Genomic DNA, 12869 nt, shown 5'->3' on the forward strand with positions numbered 1-12869 from the left:
CGGGCCGATGATCCTCGTATACGGCAGCGGTGGCAAGAGCTTGCAGAGTCTTGCACAGACGCCCGGGGGTCCGCTGATCGGCCCGGTACGGGGTTCCCGGGCGGCAACGGCGAGGTCACGGGGGCGTAACTCTCGGCAGTCCTTGCATTTTTTTGCTGCAAGCTCTTTCGCGGCGCTTTCAACGCTGTTACGTTCACGTCGCCCGGCGGACGCAACGGCGCAGTCGGCAAGTCGGCAAGGGGTGCGGGCGGGACCGCCTCCCCAACCACTCGGGCTTTCACCCTCAAGGAGATCTCATGCGGCGTGGCATAGCGGCCACCGCTCTGGTGGCGTCCATCGCCCTCACGGCGACGGCGTGCGGCGGCGACGACAGCGGCGACAAGTCGGACGGCCCCACCACCATCACGTGGTGGGACACCTCGAACGCCACCAACGAGGCCCCGACGTACAAGGCCCTCGTCAAGGAGTTCGAGAAGGCCAACCCCGACGTCAAGGTCAAGTACGTCAACGTGCCGTTCGACCAGGCGCAGAACAAGTTCGACACCGCCGCGGGCTCCAAGGGTGCACCGGACCTGCTGCGCTCGGAGGTCGGCTGGACCCCCGCCTTCGCGAAGAAGGGCTTCTTCCTGCCGCTCGACGGCACCGAGGCGCTCGCGGAGCAGGCCAAGTTCAAGTCCAACCTGATCGAGCAGGCCAAGTACGACGGCAAGACGTACGGCGTGCCGCTGGTCACGGACACCCTCGCGCTCGTCTACAACAAGGCGCTCTTCGAGAAGGCCGGCATCAAGGAGGCCCCCACCACGTGGGCCGACCTCCGGACCGCCGCCGCGACGATCAAGAAGAAGACGGGCGTCGACGGCTACTGGGGCTCCACCCAGGCCTACTACGCGCAGTCCTTCCTGTACGGCGAGGGCACCGACACGGTCGACGCCGACGGCAAGAAGATCACCGTGAACTCGCCCGAGGCCAAGAAGGCGTACGGCACCTGGCAGGGGCTGTTCTCCGGCAAGGGCCTGCACAAGGCGGACACCACCGCCGACGCGTACGCCCACATCCAGGACGCGTTCGTCAACGGCAAGGTCGCCGCGATCGTCCAGGGTCCCTGGGAGATCACGAACTTCTACAAGGGCTCCGCGTTCAAGGACAAGGCGAACCTCGGTATCGCCACCGTCCCGGCCGGCTCGTCCGGCAAGGCGGGCGCCCCGACCGGCGGCCACAACCTCTCCGTGTACGCGGGCTCGGACAAGGCCCACCAGGACGCCTCGCTGAAGTTCGTGAAGTTCATGACCTCGGCGAAGTCCCAGGAGAAGATCGCCCTGAAGAACTCCACCCTGCCGACGCGTGACGACGCCTACACCACGGCCGTCAAGGCCGACCCGGGCATCGCCGGCTACCAGACGGTGCTCGCCGCCGCCCAGCCGCGCCCGGCGCTGCCCGAGTACAGCTCGCTCTGGGGTCCGCTCGACACCGAGCTGCCGAAGATCGCCGGTGGCAAGGAGTCGCTGGACAAGGGCCTGAGCAACGCGGAGACCGCGATCGCCAAGCTGGTGCCCGACTTCAGCAAGTGACCCGCGTGGCCGTCGGATCCGCCTGCACCGGGGGGACGGATCCGACGGCCATCCGGCCTGCGCGCCACGGCGGAGCCGCCGCCGGCGCCGGACGTGCGCCCAACCCCTGAACTTCCAGAAGGTGTCGAATCATGACAGTCGCCATCGACAGAGCGACCGGCAAGCGGCGTGGTGACCGCGGGCACCGGCCCGGTCGGATCGAGCGCCTCAAGCACTCGTACCAGAAGTACTGGTACGCGTACGCGATGATCACCCCGGTGGTCGTCGTGCTCGGCGTGCTCGTGCTGTACCCGCTGGCGCGGGGCCTGTACCTGACGCTGACGGACGCCAACAGCCTCAACTCGGCCCGCACGATCGGCGTCAACCACATCGACGCCACCTACAAGTTCATCGGCCTCGACAACTACGCCGACATCCTGTGGGGCCCGACGTCGTACGACCGGTTCTGGTCGCACTTCATCTGGACGATCGTGTGGACCGCGCTCTGCGTCACGCTGCACTACGTGATCGGCCTCGGCCTCGCGCTGCTGCTCAACCAGAAGCTGCGCGGCCGCACCTTCTACCGTCTGCTGCTGGTCCTGCCGTGGGCCGTGCCGACCTTCGTCACCGTCTTCGGCTGGCGCTTCATGCTCGCCGACGGCGGCATCATCAACTCCGTGCTCGAATCGGTGCACCTGCCGACACCGCTCTGGCTGGAGGACACCTTCTGGCAGCGGTTCGCCGCGATCATGGTCAACACCTGGTGCGGTGTGCCGTTCATGATGGTCTCGCTGCTCGGCGGCCTGCAGTCCATCGACTCCACGCTGTACGAGGCCTCCGAGATGGACGGCGCGAACGCCTGGCAGCGGTTCCGGCACGTCACCCTTCCGGGCCTGCGGTCCGTCAGCTCCACCGTCGTCCTGCTCGGCGTCATCTGGACGTTCAACCAGTTCGCCGTCATCTTCCTGCTGTTCGGCAACACCGCCCCGGACGCGCAGATCCTCGTCACCTGGGCCTACTACCTGGGCTTCGGTCAGCAGCCGCGCGACTTCGCGCAGTCGGCGGCCTACGGCATCCTGCTGCTGGCCATCCTGATCGTCTTCACCTCCTTCTACCGCCGCTGGCTGAACCGCAATGACCAGCAGCTCGCGATCTGAGGCGGGAGCCCCCATGAGCACCACGACTCTTCCGACAGCCGCCCCCGCGGACCAGGGCGCCCAGGCCGCCGCGCCGCGCAAGGGCCCCCGGCGGGGCGAGAACACCCGCTCCGGCTCGGTGCTGTCCCACGGCATCCTGATCGTCGCGAGCCTGATCGCGCTCTTCCCGATCGCCTGGCTGGTCTACCTGTCCCTCGGCCCGGACAAGGACGACTACCTCCACCCCGGGCGCATCTGGGACAAGATGACGTTCGACAACTACGCGTTCGTGCTGCAGCACACGAACTTCTTCGCGTGGATGAAGACCTCGCTCATCGTGTCGTTCGGCACCTCGCTCGTCGGTGTGATGGTCGCCGCGACCACCGGCTACGCGGTCTCCCGCATGCGCTTCCCCGGCTACCGCAAGTTCATGTGGGTCCTCCTGGTGACCCAGATGTTCCCGATCGCCGTCCTCATCGTGCCGATGTACCAGATCCTCTCGGACCTGCAGCTCATCGACACCTACCTCGGCCTGATCCTCGTCTACTGCTCGACCGCGGTGCCGTACTGCGCCTGGCTGCTCAAGGGCTACTTCGACACGATTCCCTTCGAGATCGACGAGGCGGGACGCGTCGACGGGCTGAACCCCTTCGGCACCTTCCTGCGGCTGATCCTGCCGCTCGCCAAGCCGGGCCTGGCCGTCGCCGCCTTCTACAGCTTCATCACCGCGTTCGGCGAGGTCGCCTTCGCCTCGACGTTCATGCTGTCCGACACGAAGTACACCTTCGCCGTCGGCCTGCAGAGTTTCGTCAGCGAGCACGACGCGCAGCGCAACCTCATGGCCGCCACCGCGGTGCTGGTCGCCATACCGGTCTCCGCCTTCTTCTACCTTGTGCAGAAGAACCTGGTGAGCGGCCTGACCGCGGGCGGCACCAAGGGCTGACGCCCGTCAGGACTCCCGTGCGCGCATCGCGCGCGGGTGGCGGCCGCGACGCCCATCCGACCCCGCCGGCGTCGCGGCCGCCTCATCACCCGCCTCCATGACCCGAACTGCTCCCCCCGCTCCCGGCGACGCCCGGCCGGGGGGACCCCCCATCGCATCAAGGACGCCATGAGCCAGCACTCCGCCGACCAGGCCCCGACCTCCGCGCTCGCCACCGTCGCCGCACACCGCGACTGGTGGCGCGACGCGGTGATCTACCAGGTCTATCCGCGCAGCTTCGCCGACAGCAACGGCGACGGCATGGGCGACCTGGAGGGCGTACGTTCCCGACTTCCGTACCTGCGCGACCTCGGCGTCGACGCCGTGTGGCTGAGCCCGTTCTACGCCTCGCCGCAGGCCGACGCCGGCTACGACGTCGCGGACTACCGTGCCGTCGACCCCATGTTCGGCAACCTCCTCGACGCCGACGCGCTGATCCGCGACGCGCACGAGCTGAGCCTGCGGATCATCGTCGACCTGGTGCCCAACCACTCGTCCGACCAGCACGAGTGGTTCAAGCGGGCGCTGCGCGAGGGCCCGGGCTCACCCCTGCGGGACCGCTACCACTTCCGGCCCGGCAAGGGCGCGGACGGCGAACTGCCGCCCAACGACTGGGAGTCCATCTTCGGCGGCCCGGCCTGGACCCGGGTCACCGAGCCCGACGGCACCCCCGGCGAGTGGTACCTGCACCTCTTCGCCCCCGAGCAGCCCGACTTCAACTGGGAGCACCCCGCGGTCGGCGACGAGTTCCGCTCGATCCTGCGCTTCTGGCTCGACATGGGCGTCGACGGCTTCCGCATCGACGTCGCGCACGGCCTGGTCAAGGCGGACGGCCTGCCCGACCTCGGCGACCACGACCAGCTGAAACTGCTGGGCAACGATGTCATGCCGTTCTTCGACCAGGACGGCGTGCACGAGGTCTACCGGCAGTGGCGCACCATCCTCGACGAGTACTCCGGCGAGCGCATCTTCGTCGCCGAGGCGTGGACGCCGACCATCGAGCGCACCGCCAACTACGTGCGCCCCGACGAGCTGCACCAGGCCTTCAACTTCCAGTACCTGGGCACCCACTGGGACGCCGCCGAACTGCACTCCGTCATCGACCGCACCCTGGACTCGATGCGCCCGGTCGGCGCCCCGGCGACCTGGGTGCTGTCCAACCACGACGTGACCCGGCACGCCACGCGCTTCGCCAACGAGGCCGGCCTCGGTACGCAGATCCGCACCGCGGGCAACCGCGAGCTGGGACTGCGGCGGGCGCGGGCCGCGACGCTGCTGATGCTGGCGCTGCCCGGCTCCGCCTACGTCTACCAGGGCGAGGAGCTCGGCCTGCCGGACGTCGTGGACCTGCCGGACGAGGTGCGCCAGGACCCCGCCTACTTCCGTGGCGCGGGCCAGGACGGGTTCCGCGACGGCTGCCGGGTGCCGATCCCGTGGACCCGCGCGGGCTCCTCGTACGGCTTCGGCGACGGCGGCAGCTGGCTTCCGCAGCCGGACGGCTGGGGCGAGCTGAGCATCGAGGCGCAGACGGGCGTGCCCGGCTCCACCCTGGAGCTGTACCGCACGGCGCTGGCCGTGCGGCGCGAGCGGGCCGACCTGGGCGCGGGTGACGCGGTCGAGTGGCTGCGGGCGCCCCAGGGCGTCCTCGCCTTCCGCAGGGGCGACTTCGTCTGCACCGCGAACACCGGCGGCGAGTCGGTGACGGTGCCCGCGTACGGGCGGGTGCTGGTCTGCAGCGGTGAGGTGACCATCGCGGACGACGAGGCGAAGCTGCCCGCGGACACCACCGTCTGGTGGGCCGTCTGACCGAAGGAGTGAGCCTCCTGCGCCGGGTCGGGCGGGGGGTGAGGGTGCGCCAAGGGGCCGTGTCGCGACGTGAGTTGGAATTTCTTGCGACATCTTGCTGAAACTTGTCTGCAAGCGCTACGGTCCCGACCACACCGGGGTTGTTCGGTCTGCAACCTCCGGCCCCGCACCCTCCCCCACCCGCACGACGAAGTGCAGGAGATCACATGGCCAGGAGAACTCCGGCCGTCATAGCCGCCCTCACGGCGGCCCTGGCGGCCTCGGTCACCCTCCCCACGGGAGTGGCCCAGGCGTCACCCCCCGGCACCAAGGACGTCACCGCCGTCCTCTTCGAGTGGAAATTCGACTCGGTCGCCAAGGAGTGCACCAACACCCTAGGTCCGGCCGGATACGGATACGTCCAGGTGTCCCCGCCCGCCGAGCACATCCAGGGCGCGCAGTGGTGGACCTCGTACCAGCCCGTCAGCTACCGGATCGCCGGCCGGCTCGGTGACGCCACCGCCTTCCGGAACATGGTGAACACCTGCCACGCGGCCGGTGTGAAGGTCGTCGCGGACACCGTCGTCAACCACATGTCGGCCGGGTCCGGCACCGGCACCGGCGGCTCCTCGTACACGAAGTACAACTACCCGGGCCTGTACTCGTCCAACGACATGAACGACTGCACGGCCACGGTCGCCAACTACGGCGACCGCGCCAACGTGCAGAACTGCGAGCTCGTCGGGCTCGCCGACCTGGACACCGGCGAGGAGTACGTCCGCGCCACCATCGCCGGGTACATCAACTCCCTGCTCGCTTACGGCGTCGACGGCTTCCGCATCGACGGCGCCAAGCACATCCCCGCCGCCGACCTCGCCAACATCAAGTCGCGGCTGACCAACTCGGGCGCCTACTGGAAGCAGGAGGTCATCTACGGTTCCGGGGAGGCCGTGCAGCCGGGCGAGTACACCGGCAACGGCGACGTCCAGGAGTTCCGCTACGCCTACGACCTCAAGCGGGTCTTCAACAACGAGAACCTCGCCTACCTGAAGAACTACGGGGAGGGCTGGGGCTACCTGAGCAGCGGTGTCTCGGGTGTCTTCGTCGACAACCACGACACCGAGCGCAACGGCTCCACGCTCAGCTACAAGGACGGCGCCAACTACACCCTGGCGAACGTCTTCATGCTGGCCTGGCCCTACGGCGCCCCCGACATCAACTCGGGCTACGAGTTCTCCGACGCGGACGCCGGACCGCCGAACGGCGGCAGTGTCACCGCCTGCTGGCAGAACGGCTGGAAGTGCCAGCACGCCTGGCCGGAGATCAAGTCGATGGTGGCCTTCCGCAACGCCACCCGCGGTCAGGCCGTCACCAACTGGTGGGACAACGGCGGTGACGCCATCGCCTTCGGCCGGGGCGGCAAGGGCTTCGTGGCCGTCAACCACGAGTCCGGTTCGCTCAGCCGCACCTACCAGACCTCCCTGGCGGCGGGCACGTACTGCAACGTGCAGAACAACACCACGGTGACGGTGAACGGTTCCGGCCAGTTCACGGCCACGCTCGGCGCCAACACGGCGCTGGCGATCTACTCCGGCAAGTCCTCCTGCTGATCCGGCGCCGCGCGCGACACGGCCCGGCCCGCCGCCCGCGGCAGGCCGGGCCGTGTCCACGGCCGCCCACCGGACGCCAACACCGGTGAAAGTTCTTTCCGTTGATTTCAAGCCTCTTGCTGTAAAGCTTGCGTAAGCGGTACGGTCACGCCGGCGCCCGGCATCGAAGCCGTGCCGCGGCGGTGGGGTCGGACCCAATCGAGCCGTATTCGCTAGGAGTTCACACCTGTGGCCCTGATACCGAGATGGCCGGCGCCCGGGGCGCGCCGCGCCGCGCACTCCGGAACGACCCCGTACAGCAGGCGGCTGGCCGCCGTCACCGTGGCCGCCCTCGCGGCCGCGCTGGTGCAGCCCGTCGCGGCGCAGGCCGCCGCCCCGCCGCCACCCCCCTCCGACGCGAAACTCGCCGCGGAGCCGTCCCGCCACGACGCCACCCGCGAGCAGTTCTACTTCGTCCTGCCGGACCGGTTCGCCAACGGCGACACCTCCAACGACCGCGGCGGCCTGACCGGTTCGCGTCTGTCGACCGGCTACGACCCCACCGACAAGGGGTTCTACCAGGGCGGCGACCTGAAGGGCCTGACCAGGAAGCTCGACTACATCAAGGACCTCGGCACCACCGCCATCTGGATGGCGCCGATCTTCAAGAACCAGCCCGTGCAGGGGAAGGGGGCCGACGCCTCCGCCGGCTACCACGGCTACTGGATCACCGACTTCACCCAGGTCGACCCGCACTTCGGCACCAACAAGGACCTGGAGACCCTGATCTCCAAGGCGCACGCCAAGGGCATGAAGGTCTTCTTCGACGTCATCACCAACCACACGGCGGACGTCGTCGACTATCAGGAGAAGTCCTACGGCTACCTGTCCAAGGGCGCCTTCCCGTATCTGACCGAGGACGGCCAGCCGTTCGACGACGCCGATTACGCGGACGGCACGGAGAGGTTCCCCGAGGTCGACGCGGACTCCTTCCCGCGCACGCCGACCGTGCCCGCCGCGAAGAAGAAGACCAAGGTCCCGTCCTGGCTCAACGACCCGACGATGTACCACAACCGGGGCGACTCCACCTTCGCCGGCGAGAGCTCCACGAACGGCGACTTCTCCGGCCTCGACGACCTGTGGACCGAACGTCCCGAGGTGGTGCGCGGCATGGAGCGCATCTACGAGAAGTGGGTCGGCGACTACGGCATCGACGGCTTCCGCATCGACACCGTGAAGCACGTGAACATGGAGTTCTGGACCCAGTGGGCGACGGCGCTGGACGCCTACGCGGCCAAGCGGGGCCGGGACGACTTCTTCATGTTCGGCGAGGTCTACTCGGCCGACACGTCCGTCACCGCGCCGTACGTGACCCAGGGCCGCCTCGACTCCACGCTGGACTTCCCCTTCCAGGACGCGGTCCGCTCCTACGCCTCCCAGGGCGGCAGCGCCGGGAAGCTCGCCGCGGTCTTCGGTGACGACTACAAGTACGCGACGGACAAGGCCAACGCGTACGAGCAGGTCACCTTCCTCGGCAACCACGACATGGGCCGCATCGGGTCCTTCCTGAAGCAGGACGACCCGAAGGCGAGCGACGCCGAACTGCTGAAGAAGGACCGGCTCGCCAACGAGCTGATGTTCCTCGGCCGCGGCAACCCCGTCGTCTACTACGGTGACGAACAGGGCTTCACCGGTGCGGGCGGCGACAAGGACGCCCGCCAGACGATGTTCGCCTCCCGCACCGCCGACTACCTCGACGACGACGAGCTGGGCACCGACCGCACCCACGCGAGCGACGCCTACGACACGAGCGCGCCGCTCTACCGGCGCATCGCCGCCCTCTCCAAGCTGCGCAAGGCCAACCCGGCCCTCGCCGACGGCGTCCAGACGGAGCGGTACGCGGCCGACGGCACCGGGGTGTACGCCTTTTCCCGCACCGACGCGAGGACCGGCGTCGAGTACGTCGTCGCCGTGAACAACGCGACCGGGGCGAAGGAGGCGACCTTCGCGACCGGCTCCGCGGACATGACGTTCCGCGGCATCTACGGCACGTCCTCGGACGTGACCAGCGGCGCCGACCGGAAGGTCACCGTCACCGTCCCGGCCGGATCCGCCGTGGTCTGGAAGGCGGCGGGCAGGCTCGCCGCCCCCGCGACCAGGCCCACGGTCACCCTCAAGGCGCCCGACGCGGGTGCCACCGGCACCGTCGAGCTCACCGCGGACGTCGACGGCGGCCGACTGAACCGTGTCGTCTTCGCCGCGCAGACCGGCAACGGCAGGTGGCGCACCCTCGGCACCGCCGACCACGCCCCGTACAAGGTCACCCAGACCATCGGCAAGGACGTACCCGCCGGCACCGCCCTGCGCTACAAGGCGGTCGTCGTCGACGCGGCCGGTCGCACCGCGAGCGCGACGGCCACCGCCACCACCGGGACCCCGCCGGTCCCCGAGGTGCCCACCGCCTCCTCGCGCGAGTACGCGGTCGTCCACTACAAGCGCACCGACGGCGACTACAAGGACTGGCGGCTGTACGCGTGGGGCGACCTCGCGGACGGCGAGTCGACGACCTGGCCCGCGGGCCACGACTTCGTCGGCCGGGACGCCTACGGCGCCTTCGCCTACGTGAAGCTGAAGCCGGGCGCGTCCAGTGTGGGCTTCCTCGTCATCGACAAGGACGGCAACAAGGACGTCTCCGCCGACCGCACGATCGACGTCACGAAGACCGGCGAGGTCTGGGTCGAACAGGGCAAGGAGGCCCTCCTCACCGAGCGGCCCGACTACCCGGCGCAGGACACGTCCAAGGCGGTCCTGCACTACCACCGCGCCGACGGGGACTACGCCGGCTGGGGTCTGCACACCTGGACCGGGGCCGCGACGCCCACGGACTGGACGAAGCCCCTGGAGCCGGTGCGGACCGACGCCTACGGTGCCGTCTACGAGGTGCCGCTCGCCGAGGGTGCCACCAGCCTCAGCTACATCCTGCACAAGGGCGACACGAAGGACCTCCCCACCGACCAGTCGCTCGACCTCACGGCCGACGGCCACGAGGTGTGGATGCTGGGCGGCCAGGAGAAGTACCTGCTGCCGCAGCCCGCGGGCAGCGCCGCCGCACTCGACCTGACCACCTCCAAGGCGGTCTGGATCGACCGTGACACGGTCGCCTGGAACGGCGCCGAAGGGGCCGCCTCGACCCAGCTCCTGGCCTCCCGCGACGGTTCGATCGCCGTCAAGGACGGGGCGCTGACCAGCGACGACGAACGCTGGCTGCGCCTGTCCAAGACCAGCCTCACCGACGCGCAGAAGGCCGCGTTCCCGCACCTGAAGGGATACACGGCCTGGTCCGTCGACCCGCGCGACCGCGACCGGGTGCGCGCCGCCCTGCGCGGTCAGGTCGTCGCCTCGCAGCGCGCGGCCAACGGCGCCGTGCTGGCGGCGACGGGCGTGCAGATCGCCGGCGTCCTGGACGACCTGTACGACGCGACGAAGGCCGACCTCGGCCCGACGTTCCACCACGGGCGGCCCACGCTCGCGGTCTGGGCGCCCACCGCGCAGTCGGTGAGCCTCGACCTCGACGGGACCCCGGTCGCGATGGAGCGGGACGCCGCCACCGGCGTCTGGTCCGTCACCGGCAAGAAGTCCTGGAAGAACAAGCCCTACCGGTACGTCGTGAAGGTGTGGGCGCCGACCGTCCGCAAGGTGGTCGCCAACAAGGTCACCGACCCCTACTCGGTGGCCCTGACCGCCGACTCCGAGCGCAGTCTCGTCGTCGACCTGGCCGACCGGTCCCTCGCGCCCTCCGGCTGGTCCTCCCTGAAGAAGCCCCGGGCGGTGGCGCTGAAGGACGCCCAGATCCAGGAGCTGCACATCCGGGACTTCTCCGTCGCCGACGGCACCGTGAAGGCCGCCGACCGGGGCACCTACCGCGCCTTCACCGACCGCGACAGCGACGGCTCGAAGCACCTCAGGGAACTGGCCGCCTCCGGCACCTCCTACGTGCACCTGCTGCCCGCGTTCGACATCGCCACCATCCCCGAGAAGAAGGCCGACCGGACGAGCACCGACTGCGACCTCGCCTCGTACCCGGCCGACTCCGAGAAGCAGCAGGAGTGCGTGGCGAAGGCCGCCGCCAAGGACGCCTACAACTGGGGCTACGACCCGTACCACTACACGGTCCCCGAGGGCTCCTACGCCGGCGACCCCGACGGCACCCGCCGCACGGTCGAGTTCCGCGACATGGTCAAGTCGTTGAACGAGGACGGCCTGCGCGTCGTCATGGACGTCGTCTACAACCACACGGCGGCGAGCGGCCAGGCCGACACCTCCGTGCTCGACCGGGTCGTCCCCGGCTACTACCAGCGGCTCCTCGCCGACGGGTCCGTGGCCAACAGCACCTGCTGCGCCAACACCGCGACCGAGAACGCCATGATGGGCAAGCTGGTGGTCGACTCGATCGTCACCTGGGCCCGTGCGTACAAGGTCGACGGCTTCCGCTTCGACCTCATGGGCCACCACCCCAAGGCCAACATCCTGGCGGTCCGCAAGGCCCTCGACGCACTGACGCCGCAGAAGGACGGCGTCGACGGAAAGAAGATCATCCTCTACGGCGAGGGCTGGAACTTCGGCGAGATCGCCGACGACGCCCGCTTCGTGCAGGCCACCCAGAAGAACATGGCCGGGACGGGCATCGCGACCTTCTCCGACCGCGCCCGCGACGCCGTGCGCGGCGGCGGCCCCTTCGACGAGGACCCCGGCGTCCAGGGCTTCGCCTCTGGTCTGTACACCGACCCCAACTCCTCGAAGGCCAACGGCACTCCGGCCGAGCAGAAGGCCCGCCTCCTGCACTACCAGGACCTCATCAAGGTCGGCCTGAGCGGCAACCTCGCGGGATACCGCTTCACCGACTCCGCGGGCAAGGAGGTCAAGGGCTCCGAGGTCGACTACAACGGCGCGCCCGCCGGATACGCGGACGCACCCGGAGACGCCCTCGCGTACGCCGACGCGCACGACAACGAGTCGCTGTTCGACGCCCTCGCCTTCAAGCTGCCGAAGGACACCTCGGCGAGCGGCCGGGCCCGCATGCAGGTCCTCGCCATGGCGACGGCGGCCCTCTCCCAGGGGCCGGCCCTCTCCCAGGCCGGCTCGGACCTGCTGCGCTCCAAGTCGCTGGACCGCAACTCCTACGACAGCGGCGACTGGTTCAACGCCGTCCACTGGAACTGCAAGGACGGCAACGGCTTCGGGCGGGGACTGCCCCCGGCCACCGACAACGAGTCCAAGTGGCCCTACGCCAAGCCCCTGCTGACCTCCGTCAAGGTGGGATGCGAGCAGATCGAGGGCGCCTCGGCCGCGTACCGGGACCTGCTGAGGATCCGTACCGGTGAGGACGCCTTCGGGCTCGGCACCACGGGTCGGGTCCAGTCGGAGCTGTCCTTCCCGCTGTCCGGCAAGGACGAGACGCCCGGCGTCATCACGATGAAGCTCGGCGACCTCGTCGTCGTCTTCAACGCGACGCCCGGGAAGCAGGAGCAGAAGGTCGACGCACTGGCCGGGACGGCGTACGCGCTGCATCCGGTCCAGGCGGCGGGCGCGGACTCTACCGTGAAGAGCGCCGCCTACGCGGCCGAATCCGGCACGTTCGCCGTCCCGGGCCGTACCGTCGCGGTATTCGCCCGGACCTCGCGCTAGCGCAGTACTTTGGTGGGGGGGGGGGCCCCAGCCCCCCCCCCCCCCCCCCCCCACGGGGGGTTCGCAGGAGAGGGTACGCAAAAGAGGGCACCGGAAGAGCGGCCACCCCTCTCCTTGTTGACGAAGCGATGGCGCACAGTTCCCT

6 protein-coding genes are annotated in these 12869 nt (G+C 69.4%); all 6 read left to right on the plus strand.

Translation table 11 applies throughout. The features are described 5' to 3' along the window. Positions 1-296 precede the first annotated feature (296 nt). The 6 genes from ACZ4NT_RS02620 to pulA all read left to right on the plus strand — a co-directional run bounded on the left by ACZ4NT_RS02620 (position 297) and on the right by pulA (position 12724). Entirely contained in the window at positions 297-1568 is a 1272-nt protein-coding gene (locus ACZ4NT_RS02620; protein ID WP_121403390.1) for an extracellular solute-binding protein, read from the plus strand. Positions 1569-1699: 131 nt separating this feature from the next. After that, positions 1700-2704, plus strand: a complete 1005-nt coding sequence (locus ACZ4NT_RS02625) for a carbohydrate ABC transporter permease (RefSeq protein WP_121403391.1) — start codon at positions 1700-1702, stop codon at positions 2702-2704. 13 nt (positions 2705-2717) lie between these two features. Then, a complete protein-coding gene (locus tag ACZ4NT_RS02630; RefSeq protein ID WP_121403392.1) occupies positions 2718-3626 on the plus strand; it encodes an ABC transporter permease subunit in 909 nt (302 codons plus the stop codon). A 168-nt stretch (positions 3627-3794) separates the two neighbouring features. Next, complete coding sequence (locus ACZ4NT_RS02635; protein WP_467722855.1) at positions 3795-5471, plus strand: glycoside hydrolase family 13 protein; 1677 nt, start codon at positions 3795-3797, stop codon at positions 5469-5471. Between the two features lie 206 nt (positions 5472-5677). Continuing rightward, complete coding sequence (locus ACZ4NT_RS02640; RefSeq protein ID WP_467722857.1) at positions 5678-7060, plus strand: alpha-amylase; 1383 nt, start codon at positions 5678-5680, stop codon at positions 7058-7060. Between the two features lie 234 nt (positions 7061-7294). After that, positions 7295-12724: a pullulanase-type alpha-1,6-glucosidase gene (gene pulA / locus ACZ4NT_RS02645; protein WP_467722894.1), complete on the plus strand. Its 5430-nt coding sequence runs from the start codon at positions 7295-7297 to the stop codon at positions 12722-12724. Positions 12725-12869: the final 145 nt, after the last annotated feature.

The sequence above is a fragment of the Streptomyces sp. NPDC026417 genome (assembly GCF_055567695.1).